General features: G+C 68.6%; 19 protein-coding genes. 11 read left to right on the top strand and 8 right to left on the bottom strand.

Translation table 11 applies throughout. The features are described 5' to 3' along the window. Positions 1–36 precede the first annotated feature (36 nt). The 11 genes from BM345_RS14095 (at position 37) to BM345_RS14045 (ending at position 12,582) form a co-directional block, all read left to right on the top strand. A complete protein-coding gene (locus BM345_RS14095) occupies positions 37–1,272 on the top strand; it encodes an EAL and HDOD domain-containing protein (RefSeq protein WP_093380427.1) in 1,236 nt (411 codons plus the stop codon). A gap of 93 nt (positions 1,273–1,365) precedes the next feature. Then, complete coding sequence (locus BM345_RS14090) at positions 1,366–2,202, top strand: CheR family methyltransferase (protein WP_093380426.1); 837 nt, start codon at positions 1,366–1,368, stop codon at positions 2,200–2,202. Next, positions 2,199–2,834: a chemoreceptor glutamine deamidase CheD gene (cheD, locus tag BM345_RS14085; protein ID WP_093380424.1), complete on the top strand. Its 636-nt coding sequence runs from the start codon at positions 2,199–2,201 to the stop codon at positions 2,832–2,834. Before BM345_RS14090 ends, cheD begins: the two co-directional genes overlap by 4 nt. Continuing rightward, complete coding sequence (locus BM345_RS14080) at positions 2,831–3,916, top strand: protein-glutamate methylesterase/protein-glutamine glutaminase (RefSeq protein WP_093380423.1); 1,086 nt, start codon at positions 2,831–2,833, stop codon at positions 3,914–3,916. Before cheD ends, BM345_RS14080 begins: the two co-directional genes overlap by 4 nt. A 35-nt stretch (positions 3,917–3,951) precedes the next feature. Beyond that, the gene (gene cheY, locus BM345_RS14075) at positions 3,952–4,350 is read left to right on the top strand and encodes a chemotaxis response regulator CheY (RefSeq protein ID WP_093380421.1); all 399 of its coding nucleotides are present in this window, start codon (positions 3,952–3,954) and stop codon (positions 4,348–4,350) included. Between the two features lies 1 nt (position 4,351). Further along, positions 4,352–4,996, top strand: a complete 645-nt coding sequence (cheZ, locus tag BM345_RS14070; RefSeq protein ID WP_093380419.1) for a protein phosphatase CheZ — start codon at positions 4,352–4,354, stop codon at positions 4,994–4,996. Between the two features lie 121 nt (positions 4,997–5,117). Beyond that, positions 5,118–6,260, top strand: a complete 1,143-nt coding sequence (gene flhB, locus BM345_RS14065; RefSeq protein WP_093380417.1) for a flagellar biosynthesis protein FlhB — start codon at positions 5,118–5,120, stop codon at positions 6,258–6,260. A gap of 8 nt (positions 6,261–6,268) precedes the next feature. Then, entirely contained in the window at positions 6,269–8,368 is a 2,100-nt protein-coding gene (gene flhA / locus BM345_RS14060; protein WP_093380416.1) for a flagellar biosynthesis protein FlhA, read from the top strand. Beyond that, positions 8,365–10,965 carry a flagellar biosynthesis GTPase FlhF gene (gene flhF / locus BM345_RS30755; RefSeq protein ID WP_302847545.1) on the top strand — a complete coding sequence of 867 codons (2,601 nt, stop codon included), beginning with the start codon at positions 8,365–8,367 and terminating at the stop codon, positions 10,963–10,965. Before flhA ends, flhF begins: the two co-directional genes overlap by 4 nt. Further along, positions 10,962–11,813, top strand: coding sequence for a MinD/ParA family ATP-binding protein (locus BM345_RS14050; protein ID WP_254789731.1), 852 nt, complete (start codon positions 10,962–10,964; stop codon positions 11,811–11,813). Before flhF ends, BM345_RS14050 begins: the two co-directional genes overlap by 4 nt. 46 nt (positions 11,814–11,859) lie before the next feature. Beyond that, the gene (locus tag BM345_RS14045) at positions 11,860–12,582 is read left to right on the top strand and encodes an RNA polymerase sigma factor FliA (RefSeq protein WP_093380414.1); all 723 of its coding nucleotides are present in this window, start codon (positions 11,860–11,862) and stop codon (positions 12,580–12,582) included. On the opposite strand, the gene BM345_RS14040 is transcribed toward BM345_RS14045, so the two are convergent. The 8 genes from BM345_RS14040 to upp form a co-directional block, all read right to left on the bottom strand. Further along, entirely contained in the window at positions 12,553–13,089 is a 537-nt protein-coding gene (locus BM345_RS14040; RefSeq protein ID WP_093380412.1) for a RipA family octameric membrane protein, read from the bottom strand. The genes BM345_RS14045 and BM345_RS14040 overlap by 30 nt on opposite strands. Positions 13,090–13,159: 70 nt before the next feature. Next, positions 13,160–14,443 carry an amidohydrolase family protein gene (locus BM345_RS14035; protein ID WP_093380410.1) on the bottom strand — a complete coding sequence of 428 codons (1,284 nt, stop codon included), beginning with the start codon at positions 14,441–14,443 and terminating at the stop codon, positions 13,160–13,162. A 1-nt stretch (position 14,444) separates the two neighbouring features. Continuing rightward, complete coding sequence (locus BM345_RS14030; RefSeq protein WP_093380408.1) at positions 14,445–15,368, bottom strand: ABC transporter permease; 924 nt, start codon at positions 15,366–15,368, stop codon at positions 14,445–14,447. A 7-nt stretch (positions 15,369–15,375) separates the two neighbouring features. Next, complete coding sequence (locus BM345_RS14025) at positions 15,376–16,437, bottom strand: ABC transporter permease (RefSeq protein ID WP_093380406.1); 1,062 nt, start codon at positions 16,435–16,437, stop codon at positions 15,376–15,378. Continuing rightward, positions 16,434–18,014 (bottom strand): ABC transporter ATP-binding protein, encoded by a 1,581-nt coding sequence (locus BM345_RS14020; RefSeq protein WP_093380405.1) that lies wholly within the window; start codon positions 18,012–18,014, stop codon positions 16,434–16,436. The genes BM345_RS14025 and BM345_RS14020 overlap by 4 nt, the downstream gene beginning before the upstream one ends. A 4-nt stretch (positions 18,015–18,018) precedes the next feature. Then, a complete protein-coding gene (locus BM345_RS14015) occupies positions 18,019–18,963 on the bottom strand; it encodes a 5'-methylthioadenosine/S-adenosylhomocysteine nucleosidase (protein ID WP_093380403.1) in 945 nt (314 codons plus the stop codon). Positions 18,964–18,969: 6 nt separating this feature from the next. Further along, positions 18,970–19,983 carry a BMP family protein gene (locus BM345_RS14010; RefSeq protein WP_093380402.1) on the bottom strand — a complete coding sequence of 338 codons (1,014 nt, stop codon included), beginning with the start codon at positions 19,981–19,983 and terminating at the stop codon, positions 18,970–18,972. Positions 19,984–20,030: 47 nt separating this feature from the next. Next, positions 20,031–20,660 carry a uracil phosphoribosyltransferase gene (upp, locus tag BM345_RS14005; RefSeq protein WP_093380733.1) on the bottom strand — a complete coding sequence of 210 codons (630 nt, stop codon included), beginning with the start codon at positions 20,658–20,660 and terminating at the stop codon, positions 20,031–20,033. Between the last annotated feature and the right edge of the window lie 39 nt (positions 20,661–20,699).

Here is a 20,699-nt window from a genome sequence, read left to right as displayed (position 1 = left end):
GCCTTCGATTCGTGAAAAACCGAGAGAGAACAAGCAATGGCCGTTGAAACACTCAGGAGCGCGCAGCACGATGACCTGGCCAACCTGATGGCGGGCCCCACCGGCTACCTGACCCACACGATGATGCTGGACGCACGCCGGCGCGTGGCGGGCTACCGGATGGCCTGGCACGAGCCTGCCGCCCAGGGCAAGTCGGGGCAGGCCGCACGCCTTACCGCGCTGGCCGACTACCTGGCCGAGCACCTCAACCCGCGCAGAACCGGCTGGCGGCTGGGCCGCACCTCGCTCTTCTTCGACGTCACGGCCGACCCCTCGCTGCTGGCGAGCCTGCAGTCGCTGCCGCAGGAGCACGTGGTCCTGTGCATCGGCCCGGAAGACTTCCTGCCCGAGGCGATTCCGGCGCTGCAGTTCATCCGCGAACATGGGTTCGGCCTGATGCTGTGCCGCGCGCCGGAGCTGCCCGGCCCCAGCCCGCTGCGCGACCTGCTGACGCATTTCGACGTGGGCGCTGGCAACCCCGCGCTGCTCGAGCGCATGGGCCGTGAGCTGGAGGAGGACGGCCTGCTGCTGCGCCCCATCATCACCGAGGCCGTCGTGGACACGGGCGAGGCGCCACAGAAGTCCGACGAGGTGGACGAAGCCACCATGCACCCCGAGTCGATGCTGATCGTGCGCCTGATGCAGATGCTCCAGCGCAACGAGGACGTGCGCCAGATCGAGGCCGCGCTCAAGCACGACGCGGTGCTCACCTACCGGGTGCTGCGCTACATCAACTCGCCGGCCATCGGGCCGGGCGTGGAGATCCAGTCGCTGCGGCATGCGGTCACCATGCTGGGCTACTCGCACCTGTTCCGCTGGCTGGCCCTGCTGCTGGCCACCAGCAACAAGGCCTCGACCTCGCCCTTCATGACGCGCAAGGCCATCATGCGCGGCCGGGCGGTGGAGCTCATGGGCAAGGGCATGCTCACGCCCACCGACGGCGACAACCTCTTCGTGGTGGGCATGTTCTCGCTCATCGACCAGTTGCTGGGCGTGCCCATGGAGCAGGTGCTGGCCAAGGTGCAGCTGGCCGAATCGGTGCAGCAGGCCATCCTGCATCGCCGCGGCGTGTACGGCCCCTTCCTGGCCTTGGCCGAAAGCTCCGAGCAGAACCCAGCGCAGACCGCGCGGCTGGCCGAGGACCTGTTCATGAGCCCCGGCCAGGTCAATGGCGCGGTGCTGTCGGCCCTGGTGTGGTCGCAGGAAGTGGGGGCCGCCGAGTCCCCGTACTGATGAAGGTGCGAGAAGGCGGACATTTGCCCGCCTGATCGGCCCATTGCATCGCCCGCCCGGCCCCTACATTGAAGCCTCGACTCCAGGGCGACCGTGAACACAGAATTCCTCTTCACCGAAAGCGACTTCACCCGCGTTCGGACCTTGATCCACCGGCGTGCCGGCATCGCCCTGGGCGAGCAGAAGCGCCAGATGGTCTACAGCCGGCTGTCGCGGCGCCTCCGCGAGCTGGGCCTGCCCGAGTTCTCCACCTACCTGGCCATGCTGGAATCGCGGCCCGATGGTGACGAGTGGCAGGCCTTCATCAACTCGCTGACCACCAACCTGACGTCCTTCTTCCGCGAGGCGCACCACTTTCCCGTGCTGGCCGACTTCGTGAAGCAACGCAAGCAGCCGCTGGAGATCTGGTGTGCCGCCGCGTCCACCGGCGAGGAGCCTTACTCCCTGGCCATGACGCTGATCGAGGCGCTGGGCGCATCAGCGGCCAGCAGCGCGCGCATCATCGCCACCGACATCGACACTGCGGTGCTCGCGCGCGCCGCGGCCGGTGTGTTCAACCTGGAGCAGGCGAGGGCGCTGGGCGAAACCCGCCTGAAGCGCTTCTTCAGCAAGGGCACCGGCGCCAACGCGGGCAAGGTGCGCATCCGGCCCGAAGTGGCGGCCATGGTGAAGTTCTCGCAGTTGAACCTGCTGGACCGCGCCTGGTCGGTGAAGGAGCCGGTGGACGCCATCTTCTGCCGCAACGTGATGATCTACTTCGACAAGCCCACGCAGAAGGAGATCCTCGACCGCTTCATGCCGCTGCTCAAGCCGGGCGGCCTGCTGTTCGCCGGGCACTCCGAGAACGCCTCGCTGGTCAACCCGGGCTTCAAGCCGCTGGGGCACACGGTGTATTCCCTGGGCGGCGCGCGGCGTGGGGTGGCGGCATGAGCGTTCTGGCCGCGAGGGCGGGCCAGATGGCCAGCCACCGCTACTTCGACCGCGACATCGGCTGCATGGCGGTCAAGCTGCTGCCTTCGGAGTACTACGTCACCGAGGACAACACGGCGCTGACCACCGTGCTGGGCTCCTGCGTAGCCGCCTGCCTGCACGACCCGCAGGCCGGCGTGGCCGGCATGAACCACTTCATGCTGCCGGCCGACGCCGACGAGCAGCCCCGCAGCCATGCCGACGCCATGCGCTACGGCGAATACGCCATGGACGTGCTGCTGCGCGAACTGCTGCGCTCCGGCGCCAAGCGCGAGCGGCTGCATGCTAAGGTCTTCGGTGGCGGCGCGGTGCTGCCCACCATGACCACCCTCAACATCGGCGACCGCAACGCCGACTTCGTGGTGCAGTACCTGCGAGAGCAGGGCATTGCCATCGCGGCGCAGGACCTGCGCGGGCCGCATGCGCGGCGCGTGTGCTTCCTGCCTTCCACCGGCAAGGCGGTGGTGCGCAAGTTGCGCACCCAGGCCGGCGTCCAGATGATCCAACGCGACGAGCAGGCGCTGATGCACCGGCTCGTCGGCGACGCAGCCCCGACCCCGGCGGCACGCCAACCAGCCAGCAGGCCCGCATGAGCAATCCCAAGATCAAGGTACTGTGCGTCGATGATTCGGCGCTGATCCGCAGCGTGATGACCGAGATCATCAACAGCCAGCCCGACATGACCGTGGTGGGCACTGCAGCCGACCCGCTGGTGGCGCGCGAGATGATCAAGGCCACCAACCCCGACGTTCTCACCCTCGACGTGGAAATGCCGCGCATGGACGGGCTGGAGTTCCTCGAGAAGCTGATGCGCCTGCGGCCGATGCCGGTGCTGATGGTGTCGTCCCTGACCGAGCGCGGCTCGGAGATTGCCTTCACGGCGCTGGAGCTGGGCGCGGTGGACTTCGTCACCAAGCCCAAGCTGGGCGTGCGCGACGGCCTGCTGAACTACACCGAGCTGATCGCCACGAAGATCCGCGCCGCCGCGGCCGCGCGCCTGCTGCCTTCGCGGCGCAACGCGGCAGCGAAGCCGGCCGGCAGCGCACACGTCGAGGCGCCGCTGCGCAGCCCGCTGCTGTCCACCGAGAAGCTCATCATCATCGGCGCCTCCACCGGCGGCACCGAGGCGATCCGCGACGTGCTCACGCCGCTGCCTTCGGACAGCCCCGCGGTGATGATCGCGCAGCACATGCCGCCGGGCTTCACCAAGTCCTTCGCGCAGCGCCTGGACGGCCTGTGCCGCATCACCGTGAAAGAGGCCGAGCACGGCGAGCGCGTGCTGCCGGGCTATGCCTACATCGCGCCGGGCGGCTTCCACCTGTCGCTGGCGCGCAGCGGCGCCAACTACGTGGCCCACCTCGACCAGGAGCCGCCGGTGAACCGGCACCGCCCCTCGATCGACGTGCTGTTCGACTCCGTCGCGAAGCATGCGGGGCGCAACGCCATCGGCGTGCTGCTGACGGGCATGGGCAAGGACGGCGCGGAGGGCCTGCTGCGCATGAAGCAGGCTGGCGCCTACACCCTGGCGCAGGACGAGGCCAGCTGCGTGGTGTTCGGCATGCCGCGCGAGGCCATCGCCCTGGGCGCGGCCGACGAGGTGGCGCCCCTGTCCGAGATGAGCCGTCGCGTGCTGGCCCACCTGCGCAGCTTCGGCGAGCGTGTGAACCGTGTTTGATTTTTGAAGACGAAACGAAATCTGTTGGAGCAACCGTGATTGACAAGAGCATCAAGATCCTGGTCGTGGATGACTTCCCGACCATGCGCCGCATCGTGCGCAACCTGCTGAAAGAGCTGGAGTTCCACAACGTCGACGAGGCGGAGGACGGTGCCGCGGGCTACGAGAAGCTGCGTGGCGGCGACTTCGGCTTCGTGGTCTCGGACTGGAACATGCCCAACATGGACGGGCTGACCATGCTCAAGACCATCCGCGCCGACCCCGCGTTGGGCAAGCTGCCCGTGCTGATGGTGACGGCCGAGGCCAAGAAGGAGAACATCATCGCGGCGGCGCAGGCCGGCGCCAACGGCTACGTCGTCAAGCCCTTCACCGCTGCCACGCTGGAAGAGAAGATCTCCAAGATCTTCGAGAAGCTGGCCAAGGAAGGTGCCTGACATGGCGAAGCAAATGCCCGAGGCCGCGGAACAGGGCGACACCGCCGAAGCGCTGCTGTCGCGCATCGGGCAGCTGACGCGGCAACTGCGCGAGGGCCTGCGCGAGCTGGGCCTGGACAAGCAGGTCGAGCGTGCCGCGCAGGCCATTCCGGACGCGCGCGACCGCCTGGCCTACGTGGCCACCACCACCGAGCGCGCGGCGCACCGGGCGCTCAACGCCATCGAGCTGGCCCAGCCCCTGCAGGAGCGCCTGGCCTCCGATGCCGGCGCGCTCAACGCCCGCTGGGACGAGTGGTTCGCCAACCCCATCGAGCTGAACCATGCCCGCGAGCTGGTGCTGGACACGCGCGGCTACCTGCAGGGCGTGCCCAAGACGGCGCAGGCCATCAACACGCAGCTGATGGAGATCCTGATGGCGCAGGACTTCCAGGACCTGACCGGCCAGGTCATCAAGAAGATGATGGAAGTGGTCAACGACGTCGAGACGCAGCTGCTGCAGGTGCTGATCGACAACACGCCGGCCGAGAAGCGGCAGGAAATCAGCAACAACAGCATGCTGAACGGCCCCCAGATCCACGCCGGCGCGCCCGATGCCGTGGCGGACCAGTCGCAGGTGGACGACCTGCTGGAGAGCCTGGGCTTCTAGTCGAACCCATTACCCGAGAAGCAGGCCTTTGCCGAGCTTCATCGGGCGATTGGTTCAGGCCTCTCCCTCGAATAATTTGTTCCGAAGCAGTCGCATTTTGCGGCTCGCGCTCGGAGCATGAATGTCAGAGGAAAGCGATCTCGAGAAGACGGAGCCAGCCTCCCAACGCCGCCTGGAGAAGGCGCGTGAGGATGGCAATGTGGCCCGCTCCCGGGAGCTGAGCACCCTGGTCCTGCTGGGTGCGGCGGTCGCCGGCCTGTGGAGCAGCGCCGGGTCGCTGGGCACCAGCATGCAGCACAGCCTGCGCGCCGGCCTGCACTTCGAGCGCGCCATCGGCTTCGACAACAACCGCATGCTGGCCCACGTGGGCAACATGGTGCTGGATGCGCTGCTGGCGGTCTTCCCGGTGCTGGCGGTGATGGTGGTGGCGGCATTGGTCGGGCCCATCCTGCTGGGCGGCTGGCTGTTCTCCACCAAGTCGCTCGCGCCTGACTTCAACAAGCTCAACCCCTTGTCCGGCATCGGCCGGATGTTCTCCACCCAGTCGCTGGCCGAGCTGGTGAAGGCGCTGGCCAAGTCCGGCCTGATCGGCGGCGTGGCCTGGCTGGTGATCAGCCGCGACCTGGACCATGCCATGGCCTTGCTCGCGCAGCCCGCCAGCGCGGCGCTGCCGCAGATGGTGTCGCTGGTGGCGCACGACTGCGCGCTGATCGTGGCGGCCCTGCTGCTGGTGGCGCTGATCGACGTGCCCTACCAGCTGTGGAACCACTACCGCAAGCTGCGCATGTCCAAGGAAGACCTGCGCCAGGAACACAAGGAAAGCGAAGGCAACCCGCACGTCAAGGGCCGCATCCGCAGCCAGCAGCAGCAGATGGCGCGCCGCCGGATGATGGCCGACGTGCCCAAGGCCGACATCGTGGTGACCAACCCCACGCACTTCGCCGTCGCCCTGAAGTACGACGAGCACGCCATGGGCGCGCCGCGCGTGGTGGCCAAGGGCATGGACGAGGTCGCACTGCGCATCCGCGAGATCGCCAAGGAACACAAGGTGGCGATCCTGGAGGCGCCGCCGCTCACCCGGGCCCTCTACAAGAACACCCGCCTGGGCCAGGAGATTCCCGCCGGCCTGTACAGCGCCGTGGCCGAGGTGCTGGCCTGGGTGTATCGCCTCAAGCGTTGGCAGAGCGAAGGCGGCGATGCGCCCAGCGAACCCGACGAACTGCCCATTCCCCCCGAACTTGAATACACCGTGAAGGCCGACTGAGCATCCACATGAATGCCATGACCCAACTGCTGCGCCAGCCGGCGCAGATCTTCCAGAACGGCCAGTTCAAGGGACTGACCGGGCCGATCCTGATCGTGCTGATCCTCAGCATGATGGTGCTGCCGCTGCCGCCGCTGCTGCTGGACCTCTTGTTCACCTTCAACATCGCGCTGTCGGTGATGGTGCTGCTGGTGAGCATGTACACGATGAAGCCGCTGGACTTCGCGGCCTTTCCGGCGGTGCTGCTGTTCTCGACGCTCCTGCGCCTGTCGCTGAACGTCGCCTCCACCCGTGTGGTGCTGATGCACGGCCACACCGGGCCGGACGCCGCGGGCAAGGTGATCGAGTCCTTCGGCCACTTCCTGGTGGGCGGCAACTTCGCCGTGGGCGTGATGGTGTTCATCATCCTGGTGGTGATCAACTTCATGGTGATCACCAAGGGCGCGGGCCGCATCGCCGAGGTCGGCGCGCGCTTCATGCTCGACTCCATGCCGGGCAAGCAGATGGCCATCGACGCCGACCTGAACGCCGGCCTGATCGACGAGAAGGCCGCCCGCCAGCGCCGCAAGGAAGTCTCGCAGGAATCGGACTTCTACGGCTCCATGGACGGTGCCAGCAAGTTCGTGCGCGGCGACGCGGTGGCGGGCCTGCTGATCATGGTGATCAACATCATCGGCGGCCTGGTGGTCGGCGTGGTGCAGCACGACCTGAGCTTTGCCGACGCCGGCAAGACCTACACGCTGCTGGCCATCGGCGACGGCCTGGTGGCGCAGATCCCGGCGCTGGTGATCTCCACCGCCGCCGGCGTGATCGTCTCGCGCGTGAGCACCGACCAGGACGTGGGCAACCAGCTCACCAGCCAGCTGTTCTCCAACCCGCAGGTGCTGCTGCTCACCGGCGGCATCATCGGCCTGATGGGCGTGATCCCCGGCATGCCCAGCTTCGCCTTCCTGGTGATCGCCGGCGGCCTGTTCTGGATCGCCCACAAGAAGATCAAGGGCGTACCCAAGGAAGCCGAGCAGAAGGCGCAGGCCGAGCGCGCCGCCGTTGCCGCCGCACCATCGGCCGAGCAGGCCGAGGCCAGCTGGGACGACGTGCAGCTGGTCGACCCGCTGGGCATGGAAGTGGGCTACCGCCTGATCCCGCTGGTGGACCAGTCGCAGAACGGCGAACTGCTGGGCCGCATCAAGAGCATCCGCAAGAAGATCGCGCAGGAACTGGGCTTCCTGGTGCCGGTGGTGCACATCCGCGACAACCTGGAGATCGGCCCCAACACCTACATCATCCGCCTCAAGGGCGTGGAGATCGGCCGCGGCGAGTCCTACCCCGACAAGTGGATGGCCATCAACCCCGGCCAGGTCACCGGCACCGTGCCCGGCGCGCCCACCCAGGACCCGGCCTTCGGCCTGCCGGCCGTGTGGATCGACGGCGCGCAGCGCCAGCAGGCGCAGATCTACGGCTACACCGTGGTGGACGCCTGCACGGTGATGGCCACGCACCTGAACCACCTGATCCAGACCCACGCGGCCGACCTGCTGGGCCGCCAGGAAGTGCAGCAGCTGCTGGACCAGATCGCCAAGACCGAGCCCAAGCTCACCGAGGACCTGGTGCCCAAGGTGCTCACGCTGAGCACGCTGCACAAGGTGCTGCAGAACCTGCTGGCCGAGGAAGTGCCCATCCGCGACATGCGCACCATCCTCGACGTGATGGCCGACAACGCGCCCACCGTGAAGGAGGCGACCGAGCTCACCTCGCTGACCCGCGTGGCGCTGGGCCGCTCGATCACGCAGCAGCTGTTCCCCGGCGACACGCAGCTGCAGGTCATCGGGCTGGACAGCCAACTCGAAGGCGTGCTGCAGCAGGCCATGAGCAACAACAGCGGCATCGAGCCGGGGCTGGCGGACAACCTGCTGCGCCAGACCCAGAGCGCGATGCAGCGCCAGGAGCAGATGGGCCTGCCGCCCGTGCTGCTGGTGCAGCACCCGCTGCGCACGCTGCTCGCGCGCTTCCTGCGCCGCAGCCTGCCGCAGCTCAAGGTGCTGTCGCACGCCGAGATTTCTGACGTTCACACCATCAAGGTCACCGCGATCATTGGAGGAAGAGTTTGACCACCACCAAAGCATTCAACGCAGGCGCAGCCGCCCGCAAGTTCTTCGCAATCAGCAGCCGCGAGGCCCTGCGACTTGCCCGTGAAGCCCTGGGGGCCGAAGCCATGGTGCTGAGCAGCCGCGTGCTGCCGCACGGCGTGGAAGTGGTGGCGATGGCCGCCGAACAGGTGGACGAGGCCGTGGCCCGTGCGCCCGGTGCGGCGCCCATTCCCGCGCCGGCGCCCCTGCCTTCGCCCGCGCCCATGCCGACCGTTGCACCTGTCTCCGCACCCGCCGTGGCGCCTGCCTACGCGTCCGGCACCGCGGTCGCACTGAGCCAGGCGATGGCGCGCGCTGTCGTTCCTGCACCCACCTTCGCACCCGTCGCGACAGCCGTGCCCGCGCCGCGCGAGTCGGCCGTCGCAGCACCGGTCGCACCTGCCGAACCCGCGGTTGCGGCAGCCCATGCCGCACCGGCCGGCGCCGAAGCCACCGACTCCGTCCTGAGCGAGCTGCACTCCATGCGCGGCATGCTCGAAGAGCAGATGGCCAGCATGGCCTGGAACGAGCAGCAGCGCCGCGACCCGGTGCGCGGCCGCCTGCTGCGCACGCTGCTGGGCGCCGGTTTCAGCGCCGGGCTGTCACGCGCCATGCTGGAGCGCCTGCCCACCGGCCAGAGCTATGCCAAGGGCATGGACTACGTGCGCAGCGAGCTGACGCGCGTGATGTCGGTGCGCGAGGACGAGGAAGCGCTGCTCGCCGAAGGCGGCGTGTACGCCCTGATGGGCCCCACGGGCGTGGGCAAGACCACGACCACCGCCAAGCTGGCCGCCCGCTGCGTGATGCGCTTCGGCGCCGACAAGATCGCGCTGGTCACCACCGACAGCTACCGGATCGGCGCCTACGAGCAACTGCGCATCTACGGCCAGATCCTGGATGTGCCGGTGTACGCGGTGAAGGATGCCGCCGACCTGCACCTGGTGCTCAAGGACCTGCGCGAGAAGCACGTGGTGCTCATCGACACCGTGGGCATGAGCCAGCGCGACCGCGCCGTCTCCAACCAGATCGCCATGCTGTGCAGCGGCGATCGGCCCGTGAAGCGGCTGCTGCTGCTCAACGCCACCAGCCATGGCGACACCCTCAACGAGGTGGTGCATGCCTACCGCAACGGCGCCGGTGGCGGCGAGCTGGCCGGCTGCATCTTCACCAAGGTGGACGAGGCCACGCACACCGGCGCGCTGATCGACACGGTGATCCGCCACCGCCTGACGGTGCACTACGTGTCCAGCGGCCAGAAGGTGCCCGAGAACCTGCTGCTGGCCGACCGCACCGCGCTGGTCGACGGCGTGTTCCAGCCGCGCCGGCATGCCGCCCTGTTCACCGCCGCGGGAGACACCGAGGCGCAGGACAAGAGCGCCGAGGTCGAGATCGCCAAGGCCCAGGCCGAGACCGACCGCCTGCGCCTGCAGTACCAGCAGCTGATCCGCGCCATGGCGCACGACGCCGAGGCGGTGGCCGATGCGGCCACTGCCTTGGGCGGCGCCGGCGTCGGCTTCGGGCCGGCGCACCAGCTGTGGCGCCAGGCCGGCAACGCCGACGCCGACCAGCGTGCGGTGCTCGAGACGCTGATGTCGATGGCGCGCGAGGAAGTCGCGGCCGGTTGCGGCCGCTACGTGCTGGCGATGAGCGGCCAGCTGGGCCTGCAGTCCAGCGAGAGCGGCGACCGCTACCTGTGCCAGGCCAGCCTGCTGCTGTCGGACCGCGACGGCCGCCCGCTGGCGGCGCCCCGCCAGTGGCTGTCCACCGCGTCGGTGCGCAAGCCCGGCCTGCGTCCGCTGCAGTGGCTGCGCGACCAGGACTTCGGCGAGAAGACGATGGTGCAACTGCTGCCACGCCTGCCGGCGGGCGATCAGATGGAGGCGCTGCAGGACGTGCGCTGGGTGTCGCGCGCGCTGGGTTCCACCTCGGTGGTCGACCTGCGCACCGGCTATTCGGCCGTGCTGTCGCGCTTGCCGCTGGACTTCGGCCCGGCCTTGCGCGTGCTGCACAAAGGCAAGCCCGCGCTTCAGGCGCTGGCCCAGGTGGAGGTGCGCCTGCGCTCCAGTGCAGAAGACGAGCCGGCCCTGCGCTGCGTGGTCACGCGTTTCACCGATCCGCGCAGCGGCAAGCTGCTTGCCCAGGGCTACGGCCTGAGCAACCTCGGACACGAGGTAAACGTGGACCAGCTCGCGCAATGGCTGGGCTGGGGCGCCGAGGCCGAGTCCTGCCTGCGCCTGGTGCGCCAGGGCCTGGCCCTGTGCGGCGGCATGGGTGAGCCGGGCGACCCTCACATGTTCAAGCGCCTGCTCATCGCGGCGCAGGTGGCCACCACCGTGTGGCGGGTGCAGGTGTCGACGCAGGCGTGGGCGGATCGCACGCGTACGCTGCTGGCGCAGCTCACCGGCAAGTCGGTGCGGCCCGGCCGGCCCGTGCCGGCCAGCGTGCTCTACACCGGCATGGACAAGCTCTTCTCGCTGCTGGACGCCCTGGGCACCGAGGCGTTCCAGCAGGCACCGGCTGCTGCCGTGGCGGCGGCACCCGCTGTACAACGCGACGCGGGCGCAAGCGCATCGGCATGAGCAAGATCGTTTCCGACCAGGCCGACGGCCTGCGCCGACTGCTGGCGCGTGCCCCGGTCCGCGTCATGGCCGTGGCCGGCCTGCTGCGCGGCATGGGCGTGACCTCGGTGGTGATGAACCTCGCGGCGGCGCTGGCGCAGCAGGGCCGCCAGGTGCTGCTGCTCGACGAGCACCACCCCGCGCCCGAATCCATCTGCAGCCTCTGGAACATCGCGCCCGCCGCGAGCCTGGCGGACGTGATGGCGCAGCGCATGGGCGTGGAAGACGCGATGGCGCGTGCCCCTTGCGGCGTCGGCGTGCTGCCGGCGCTGGAGCCGGTGAGCGCCCTCGACCCGGCGCGGCTGCAGCCGCACCAGGTGGTGCTGATCGACGCGCGGCTGGACCCCGCCGGCAACCTCTCGCCGCTGGCCCGCCTGGCGGGCGAACTGGTGCTGGTGCTGCGCGCGGATCCCACCGCCATCACCGCCACCTACGCAGGCATCAAGCGGCTGCACTACGCGCATGCGCTCAAGCAGCTGCGCTTCGTGCTCAACGGCATCGGCGACGTGCAGGACGCACAGCGCATCGGCCAGAACATGGCGCAGACCGGCAGCCGCTATCTCGGCGTGTCGCTGGAGTCGGCCGGCTGGGTGCGCTCGGACGCCGGCCTGGCCGCCGCGCGCCTGCAGCGCCAGACCGTGGTGGAGGCCTTTCCGGCCAGCCCCTCGGCCGAGGACCTGCGCCACATCGCCGTGGAGATGGGCCAGTGGCCCTGGCGCCCGGCGGAAGGACCGCAGCCGCGCCCCCAGCGGCCGGTCGCGCCGCAGAGCGCCATGAACCCGTCGAGTCTCAGCGCCGCCCTGGCCTGAGCAGACTGACAGACAGACAGACAGAAGACAAGGAACAAGGAGCTCCGTGTACACCGCACAGGGAACCATCGACAAATCGCATCTGCTGGCCCAGCATCAGCCCCTGGTCCGCCGCATCGCGCTGCAGATGATGTCCAAGCTGCCTGCCAACGTGGAACTCGACGACCTGATCCAGGTCGGCATGATGGGCCTGCTGGACGCGTCCAGCCGCTACGAGGACAACCGCGGCGCCCAGTTCGAGACCTTCGCCAGCCAGCGCATCCGTGGTGCCATGCTCGACGAGCTGCGCGCCAGCGACTGGGGCTCGCGCAACCTGCGGCAGCAGGCGCGCAAGGTCGAGCAGGCCATCCGCACGCTGGGGCACCAGCTGGGCCGCCCGCCCACCGAGGGCGAGATCGCCAGGGAGCTCAAGCTCAGCCTGGCGGACTACCAGCAGCTGCTGCAGGAAATACAGGGCGCGCAGCTTCTCTACGTGGAGGACTTCGCGCCGCCCGACGGCGGCGACAACCCGGTGCTGGAGCTTCGCTCGCAGGATTCGCGCGTCGACGACCCGATGCACATCCTGATGGAGAGCGGCTTCAGGACCGAGCTGGTGGAGGCCATCCGCAACCTGCCCGAGCGCGACCAGCTGCTGCTGAACCTTTACTACGAGGAAGAGCTGAACCTGCGCGAGATCGGCGCCATCCTGGAAGTGAGCCAGAGCCGCGTGTGCCAGCTGCACAGCCAGGCCATCAGTCGCCTACGCGCCAGTTTGAAAGAGCTGCTGTAGCCACAGCGCGCCGCGCGCCAGCCACAGCAGCGCGAACAGGCACGCGAAGACCACGCCCAGCTCGGTGGCGCTCACCGTTTCGGAGCGGCGCTGCCAGAAGTTGCGCGCAATGGGTTCCACGCGGCCCGTCCTGGCGTTGTAGCCGTCGCGGCCGATGCTGCCCACGTGCGAGTAGCAATCGGGCACCAGCAGCCCGTCCTGCGCGAAGGCGGCCGTGCGCGACTTCTCCAGCATCGCGAACACCAGCGCCACCTGGCTGCGGTAGGCGCTGACCAGGTAGTTGTCGGTGGCCGCGAAGTGGTACCACAGCAACGAAAGCAGCAGGCCGAAGAGCACCAGCAGGCCGAGGTAGAGGCTGTTGTCCTTGCCCAGCGAGTAGCCGAAGAGGGTGGCGCTGATGACCAGGAAGAAGTTGAAGCGCGTCCACATGCGGCCGAGGTGAGCCGTGAGGTAGTCGATCTTCAGCTTGTAGTCGGTGTTGAGCAGGTCGGTGGCGGAAGTGGCCATGGACTGATCCCTCCTGGGGCCTGCTGCCGTCTCCGTCGACCACCCGGCCCCGGGGTGGCTTGGCGGCCTTTCAGTTCTTGCGGGCTGGCATGAAGTCGGTGCTGTCCGGACGGCCTGACAGTCTCAGCGATGCCGAAGCGGGCGCGCTCTCGGCCAGCAGCTCGCCTTTGCGGAACACCTTCAGCCGTGCGGCCCGCAGCCGGATCGCCTCCACCGGATCCCGCGCCTGCAGCAGCACGAAGCTCGCATCGCAACCAGCGTCCAGCCCGTAGCCTTCGAGCCCGAAGATCCGCGCCGCATTCCCTGTCACCGCATCAAAGCACTGCCCGATCCCCGCCTGGCTCGTCATCTGCGCCACATGCAGCCCCATGTGCGCCACCTCCAGCATGTCCCCCGAGCCCATGCCGTACCACGGGTCCATCACGCAGTCGTGCCCGAAGCCGACGTTCACGCCAGCGGCCATCAGTTCCGGCACGCGCGTCATGCCGCGGCGCTTGGGATACGTGTCGTGCCGGCCCTGCAGCGTGATGTTGATGAGCGGATTGGCGATGACGTTCACTTGCGCCTCGGCAATGAGCGGCAGCAGCTTGCTCACGTAGTAGTTGTCCATGCTGTGCATGGAGGTGCAATGCGAGCCGGTCACGCGGCCCTGCAGGCCCAGCCGCTGGGTCTCGAAGGCGAGGGTCTCGATGTGGCGCGAAAGCGGGTCGTCGGACTCGTCGCAGTGCATGTCCACTGGAAGGCCACGCTCGGCCGCGATCTCGCACAGCAGCTTCACGCTCGCCGCGCCGTCTGCCATGGTGCGCTCGAAATGCGGAATCCCGCCCACCACGTCCACCCCCTTGTCCAGCGCGCGCTTGAGGTTGTCGACGCCGCCCGGGCTGCGCAGCACGCCGTCCTGCGGAAAGGCCACCAATTGCAGGTCGAGATACGGCGCGACGCGGTGCTTGACCTCCAGCAGCGCATCGACCGCCAGCAGGCTGGCGTCGCTGGTGTCCACGTGCGTGCGGATGGCCAGCAGCCCCTTGGCCACCGCCCAGTCGCAGTAGGCGAGGGCGCGTTCGATGAGTGCCTCCGCCTTCAGTAGCGGCTTCAACTCGCCCCACAGCGCGATGCCCTCCAGAAGCGTCCCACTCTGGTTGACGCGCGGCAGCCCGTAGCTGAGCGTGGCATCCATGTGGAAGTGAGGGTCGACGAAATGCGGACTCAGCAGCAGGCCCTGCGCATCGAGCTTCTCGCGGGCAGGGGCGTCGAGTCCCTCGGCGACTTCGGCGATGCGGCCGCCCTGCACGGCCACGGACATGTTCGTGCGTCCGTCGGGCAAGGTGGCGTTGTGAACGAGCAGATCGAGCATTTCAGCGCTCTCCCTTTCTGTAGGGCTTCATGAGGGCCTGCGGATAGCTGGCCTTGCGCGCCACCAGCACCAGCGCCAGGATCGACAGCAGGTAAGGCAGCATCAGGTAGAGCTGGTAGGGCAGCAGCGCGTCGCCCGATTGTTGCAGCCGCAGCTGCAGCGCGTCGAAAAAAGCGAAGAGCAGGGCGCCCAGCAGGGCCTTGCCGGGCCGCCACGAGGCGAACACCACCAGCGCCACGCAGATCCAGCCGCGGCCGTTGACCATGTTGAAGAAGAAGGCATTGAAGGCCGACAGGGTGAGGAAGGCACCCGCCACGCCCATCAGCGCCGAGCCGGCCACGATGGCGCCGGTGCGCATGCCCGCCACCGACACGCCCTGGCCCTCGGCCGCCTGCGGGTTCTCGCCCACCATGCGCAGCGCCAGGCCCAGCGGCGTGCGGTAGAGCACATAGGCCAGCACCGGCACGAGCAGCAGCGCGAAGAGCGTGAGTTCCGTCTGCGCCGAGAGAATGGGAATAGGGAGCCAGTCCATCGCCCCGAAGGGCGTGATGGTGGGCGGCGTGTTCACTTTCGGAAAGCTCACCCGGTAGCCGTAGTAGCTCAGCGCCGTCGCCAGCAGCGTGATGCCCAAGCCCGACACGTGCTGCGACCGCGCAAGCCCGACGGTGAGCAGCGCATGCAGCAGCCCGAACACCGCGCCCGTGAGTGCAGCCACCGCCACCCCGGCCCACAGGGGCGCGCCGGCATAAACCGCGAACCAGCCGGCAAAGGCGCCCGCCACCATGATCCCCTCGATGCCCAGGTTGAGCACGCCGGCGCGCTCGCACAGCAGCACGCCCAGCGTCCCCAGGATCAGCGGCGTGGCGATGCGCAGCACCGCCACCCAGAAGGCGGCGTTGCCGAGGATGTCCATGACGTCGCTCATGCCGCGTTCACTTCCACCGCAGCCGGAACTGCGTGAACAGCGCCGCCACGAGCACCGAGATGAGCGAGGCCGCCACGATGACGTCGGCGATGTACGTGGGCACGCCCACCGCGCGGCTCATGGTGTCGGCGCCCACCAGCACGCCGGCCACGAAGATGCTGGCGGCCAGCACGCCCAGCGGATGCAGGCCGGCCAGCATCGCGATCACGATGCCGCTGTAGCCGTAGCCCGGCGACATGTCGAGGGTGACGTAGCTGGTGCGCCCCGCCACCTCGATGGCGCCCGCGAGGCCGGCCAGCGCACCGGAGATCAGCGCCACCAGCACCACCGTGCGCGTCACCGGCACGCCGGCAAAGGCCGCGGCCCGCGAGTTGGCGCCCAGCGCGCGGATGTCGAAGCCCAGCACCGTGTGCTTGAACAGAAGCCACACCAGCACCGCCAGCACCCCGCCCCAGATGAGGCCGGTGTGCACCCGTGTCTGCGCGATCAGCCGGCCCAGTTCCAAGCCGTCCTGCAGCGACACGCTCTGCGGCCAGCCCATAGCAGTCGGGTCCTTCATGACGCCGTCGAGCAGGGCCGACACGCCCAGCAGCACGATGAAGTTGATGAGCAGGGTGGTTACCACCTCGTCCACGCCCAGCCGCGCTTTCATCAACGCCGGTCCCAGCAGCAGCAGGGCACCGGCGATGGCGGCGGCCAGCATCATCAGCGGGAACAGCACCCACAGCGGCCACTCGATGCCGGTGCCGCCGTGCAGCCCGCCCACCGCCACCGCGGCGAGGGCGCCCGCGTAGAGCTGCCCTTCGGCACCGATGTTGAACAGGCGCGCCTTGAAGGCGACGGTGGCCGACAGGCCGGTGAGGATCAGCGGAATGGCGCGGGTCAACGTCTCGCTCCAGCCGAAGACCGAACCGAAGCCGCCCTGCAGCAGCAGTGCGTAGGTGCGGCCCAGCGGCGCGCCGGCCCACAGCACCAGCAGGCCGCTCACCAGCATGGTGAAGCCGATGGCGCACACGGGCGCCAGCACCAGGGCGCTGCGCGAGGTGTTCTGGCGGCGCTCCAGCCTCATGCGGCCGCTCCCTTCGCGGGGCGGCGCGTGCCGGCCATGGCCAGGCCGATAGCTTCGCGGGTCCAGGCCGAGGCCGGGCGCGGCTCGCCGATGTGGCCGCCGTGCATGACCGCCACGCGGTCGCCCAGCGCGAGTACTTCGTCGAGGTCGTCGGAGATCAGCAGCACGGCGGCGCCCGCGTCCCGCGCAGCGATGAGCTGCTGCTGCACATAGGCCACCGCGCCGATGTCCAGGCCCCAGGTGGGCTGGTGCGCGACGATCAGCCGGGGCGCCGGTGGGCTGTCTTCGCGCGCCGTCTTGGAGGCGAGCAGCGAGCGCCCCAGGATCAGCTTCTGCATGTTGCCGCCCGAGAGCGAACGCGCCGGTGCATCCAGCCCCGCGCCGCGCACGTCGAAGGCCTTCTCGACCCGCTGCGCCTGATGGCGCGCCGCCGACCGCCGGACCCAGCGCAGGCCCGGCAGCAGCTTGCGCGAGAAGGCATCGGTGCGCAGCCGCTCGGAAACCACGTTCTCCCAGACCGGCAGGTCGCCGATGACGCCGACGGCATGCCGGTCCTCGGGGATGCGGGCCACGCCGCGTGCCACCAGGCGCGCAGGGGCCGCTGGCAGTGCACGTCCCATGAACTGCACCTTGCCACGCGCCGCGCGGCGCACCCCGCTCAGCACCTCGGCCAGCGCCACCTGCCCATTGCCCGAGACACCCGCAATGGCCACGATCTCACCGGCGCGCAGGCTCAGCGAGGCTTCGCGCAGGCGGTCGCGCCCATCGGCTTGCCGACCGGCTTCCTCTGTGCTCACATAGTCAAGCGAGCACACCACGTCGCCGACGTGCAGGGCGGGCTTGCGCTGCGGCGCCTGAACCGCATGGCCCACCATCCAGAGGGCCAACTGCTCCTGCGTGGTGCCAGCCGTGGGCGCCTGCGCCACCAGCTTGCCGTTGCGCAGCACCGCCACGCGGTGCGACACGCGCAGCACCTCGGGCAGCTTGTGGCTGATGAAGATGATCGAAAGGCCCTGCGCCACCATCTGCGCCAGCGTGGCGAAAAGGGCCTCGCTCTCCTGCGGCGTGAGCACCGCGGTGGGCTCGTCCAGGATCAGGATTCGCGCGCCGCGGAACAGCGCCTTCAGGATCTCCACCCGCTGCCGCTCGCCCACCGAGAGGCTGCCGATCATCGCATCCGGCGCCACGGGCAGGCCGAAGCGCTGCGCCACCTCCAGCAGCCGTGCGCGGGCGGCATGCCGCGAGGACCAGGGCTGCCACAGCGACTCGGTGCCCAACAGCACGTTGTCCAGCACGCTCAGGTTGTCGGCCAGCGTGAAGTGCTGGTGCACCATGCCGATGCCCGCGGCCAGCGCCGCCTTGGGCTGGCCGGGCGCCAACGGCTGGCCGAAGACCTCGATGCTGCCGGCATCCGCCGTGTAGTGGCCGAAGAGGATGGACATCAGCGTGGACTTGCCCGCGCCGTTCTCGCCCAGCAGCGCCAGCACCTCGCCGGCATCGAGCGATAGCGAGATGTCGTCGTTGGCCTGCAGCGCGCCGAAGCGCTTGCTGATGCCCTGGAGCGCGAGGACCGTCAAGGCCTCACGGCTTCCACGCCGCCAAAAAGGCCAGCAGCACCTTGGCCGAGTTGTCGGCCGCCACGTTCATGAAGGTGCCCATCTCGTTCTCGCCCTCGCCGCCGCCGGCCAGGTCGCTGAGCGAGCGGAAGGCCAGGTAGGGCACGCCGTTGCTGTGCGCCACCATGGCGGTGGCGGCGGTCTCCATGTCCAGCACGTTGGCCTGGAAGGTGCGGAAGGCGTACTCGCGGAAGGCCTTGTTGTCCACGAAGGCCTGGCCCGACACGCCGTTGCCGCCCACCACCAGCTGCGGCTTGTGGTTCAGGCACTTGCCGCTGGTGCCGCAGGAGGCCAGGTCCACGCTGCGCAGGCCGCGGGCGACCTCCAGCATCTTCGGATCGGCAGCGAACCAGAACTGCCGCTTCGGCTCGGTGTTGGCTGCGGTGCGGACCTCCACCGGGCGCGGGTACATCATCCCGAAGTTGGGCAGCGTCGCGTCCTTCATCCACGGCGGCGCGGCGAAGCGGCCAGGCGTCGTCTCGCGCGCCATCAGCACCTCCAGGTACTGGCCCCACTGCGTGGCCACGGTCACGTCGCCGATGTGCAGGGATGGGTTCACGCCGCCGGCGATGCCGCTGAAAACGATGCTCTTCACGTTGAAGCGGTCCAGCACCAGCTGCGTGTTCATGGTCGCGTTCACCATGCTGATGCCCGAGAGGAAGAGCACCACCGGCTGGCCTTCCAGCGTGCCAGTGGTGAACTCCACGCCGTTGAGCGTGGACTTGCGCGCACCCTGCACCCTGGACAGCAGCAGCGTCAGCTCGGGCTGGAAGGCCGAGATGACGGCGATGCGCGGCGTCTCGTCCAGTCGGACCGGCGTTCCGCCGCCCGGCACGCTGGCACAGCCGGCCAGCCAGGCGAAGGCGAGAAGCGCCAGGACGCGGCGCAGGCCGATGCCGAGGATACGCATCGGGGCTTACTTGGCGGCGCCGCTGGACTTGGGCTGGCCGTCGTCCACCTTCACGGTGAACTTGCCGGCGCGGATGTCGGCCTCCTTGGCCTTGACCTTGGCCGCCAGCTCGGCCGGCACCTTCTTCTCGAAGGTGCCCAGGGGCGAGAGTTCCGAGCCCTTGTTCTTCATCATCGAATAGGGGCCGTAGTCCTCGGCCGTGAACTTGCCTTCCTTCACCAGCTTGATGGCGCGGTCGACCGAGGGTTCCATGTTCCACAGGGCCGAGACCACCACCGTGTCGGGGTACTGGGCCTGCGTGTCGATCACGTTGCCGATGGCCAGCTTGCCGCGCTCCTTGGCCGCGTCGGACACGCCGAAGCGCTCGGCATACATCACGTCTGCGCCCTTGTCGATCATGGCGAAGGCGGCCTCCTTGGCCTTGGGCGGGTCGAACCAGCTGTTGATGAAGCTCACGCTGAACTCCACCTTCGGATTGACCTCGCGGGCACCGGCCATGAAGGCATTCATCAGCCGGTTGACCTCGGGAATGGGAAAGCCGCCCACCATGCCGATCTTGTTGCTCTTGGTCATGCCGCCGGCGACCATGCCGGTGAGGTAGGCGGGCTCCTGGATGTAGTTGTCGAACACCGAGAAATTGGGCGACTGCGGCTTGAGCGAGGAGCCCATCAGGAAGGCCGTCTTGGGGAAGTCCTTGGCGACCTGGCGAGCTGCCTTCTCCACGCCGAACACTTCGCCCAGGATGAGCTGGTTGCCGGCGGTGGCGTACTCGCGCATCACGCGCTCGTAGTCGGCGTTGGCCACGTTCTCGGTGGCCTTGTACTCGATCTCGCCGCGCGCCTCGGCGGCCTTCAGCGCCTTGTGGATGCGGCCCACCCATTGCTGCTCGAAGGGCACGGTGTAGACGGCCGCAACCTTGAGCTTGGCTTGCGCCATCGACAGGCCGGGCAGGCCTGCGGCGAGCGCGGTGGCCACGGCGGCCGAGCGAAGGATCCATTGACGGCGTTGTTGCTGATGCATTCTTCTTCTCCTCGTTGATGAATCGTTTCGCTTCGGCCCTGCTTTTTTTACTTGGTGCCGAAGATGCGGTCGCCGGCGTCGCCCAGGCCCGGCAGGATGTAGCCGTGGTCGTTGAGCTCGCGGTCGATGGCCGCCGTGTAGATAGGCACGTCGGGGTGCGCGGCCTGCATGGTCTTTACGCCCTCGGGGCAGGTCAGCAGGCAGACGAACTTGATGGACTTGGGCTGCAGTTCCTTCAGCCGCTCCACCGCCGCGACGGCCGAGTTGCCGGTTGCCAGCATCGGGTCGACCACCACGATGTCGCGCTCGTTCATCTCGCTGGGCATCTTGAAGTAGTACTCCACCGCGGTGAGCGTCTTGGGGTCGCGGTACAGGCCGATGTGGCCCACGCGGGCGCCGGGCACCACGCTGAGCATGCCGTCCAGGATGCCGGTGCCCGCGCGCAGGATGGACACGAAGACCAGCTTCTTGCCGTCGATGACCTTGGCTTTCATGGTCTCCAGCGGGGTCTCGATCTCGATGTCCTGCATGGCCATGTCGCGGGTGACCTCGTAGGCCATGAGCATGCTTAGTTCATTGAGCAGGCGCCGGAAGCTGTTGGTGGACGCGTCCTTGCGGCGCATCAGCGTCAGCTTGTGTTGAACCAGGGGGTGGTCGATCAGGTGGACATTGCTCATGGTCGAAAAGCGGACGCCGGGGCGCCACTGCATGTAGTA

This window comes from Variovorax sp. OV329 (genome assembly GCF_900114785.1).
GTDB lineage: Bacteria > Pseudomonadota > Gammaproteobacteria > Burkholderiales > Burkholderiaceae_C > Variovorax.
The sequence above is the reverse complement of the archived record's forward strand: the minus strand, read 5'-3'. Positions and strand labels throughout refer to the sequence as shown.

What these genes read in the sequence shown, in the direction of transcription:
- BM345_RS14095 (WP_093380427.1), top strand. Translation starts at nt 37, where the DNA reads ATGGCCGTTGAAACACTCAGGAGCGCGCAGCACGATGACCTGGCCAAC.
- BM345_RS14030 (WP_093380408.1), bottom strand. Translation starts at nt 15,368, where the DNA reads ATGAGCGACGTCATGGACATCCTCGGCAACGCCGCCTTCTGGGTGGCG.
- BM345_RS14080 (WP_093380423.1), top strand. Translation starts at nt 2,831, where the DNA reads ATGAGCAATCCCAAGATCAAGGTACTGTGCGTCGATGATTCGGCGCTG.
- flhA (WP_093380416.1), top strand. Translation starts at nt 6,269, where the DNA reads ATGAATGCCATGACCCAACTGCTGCGCCAGCCGGCGCAGATCTTCCAG.
- BM345_RS14010 (WP_093380402.1), bottom strand. Translation starts at nt 19,983, where the DNA reads ATGCATCAGCAACAACGCCGTCAATGGATCCTTCGCTCGGCCGCCGTG.
- BM345_RS14035 (WP_093380410.1), bottom strand. Translation starts at nt 14,443, where the DNA reads ATGCTCGATCTGCTCGTTCACAACGCCACCTTGCCCGACGGACGCACG.
- flhB (WP_093380417.1), top strand. Translation starts at nt 5,118, where the DNA reads ATGTCAGAGGAAAGCGATCTCGAGAAGACGGAGCCAGCCTCCCAACGC.
- cheZ (WP_093380419.1), top strand. Translation starts at nt 4,352, where the DNA reads ATGGCGAAGCAAATGCCCGAGGCCGCGGAACAGGGCGACACCGCCGAA.
- BM345_RS14015 (WP_093380403.1), bottom strand. Translation starts at nt 18,963, where the DNA reads ATGCGTATCCTCGGCATCGGCCTGCGCCGCGTCCTGGCGCTTCTCGCC.
- cheD (WP_093380424.1), top strand. Translation starts at nt 2,199, where the DNA reads ATGAGCGTTCTGGCCGCGAGGGCGGGCCAGATGGCCAGCCACCGCTAC.
- BM345_RS14025 (WP_093380406.1), bottom strand. Translation starts at nt 16,437, where the DNA reads ATGAGGCTGGAGCGCCGCCAGAACACCTCGCGCAGCGCCCTGGTGCTG.
- BM345_RS14050 (WP_254789731.1), top strand. Translation starts at nt 10,962, where the DNA reads ATGAGCAAGATCGTTTCCGACCAGGCCGACGGCCTGCGCCGACTGCTG.
- BM345_RS14040 (WP_093380412.1), bottom strand. Translation starts at nt 13,089, where the DNA reads ATGGCCACTTCCGCCACCGACCTGCTCAACACCGACTACAAGCTGAAG.
- upp (WP_093380733.1), bottom strand. Translation starts at nt 20,660, where the DNA reads ATGAGCAATGTCCACCTGATCGACCACCCCCTGGTTCAACACAAGCTG.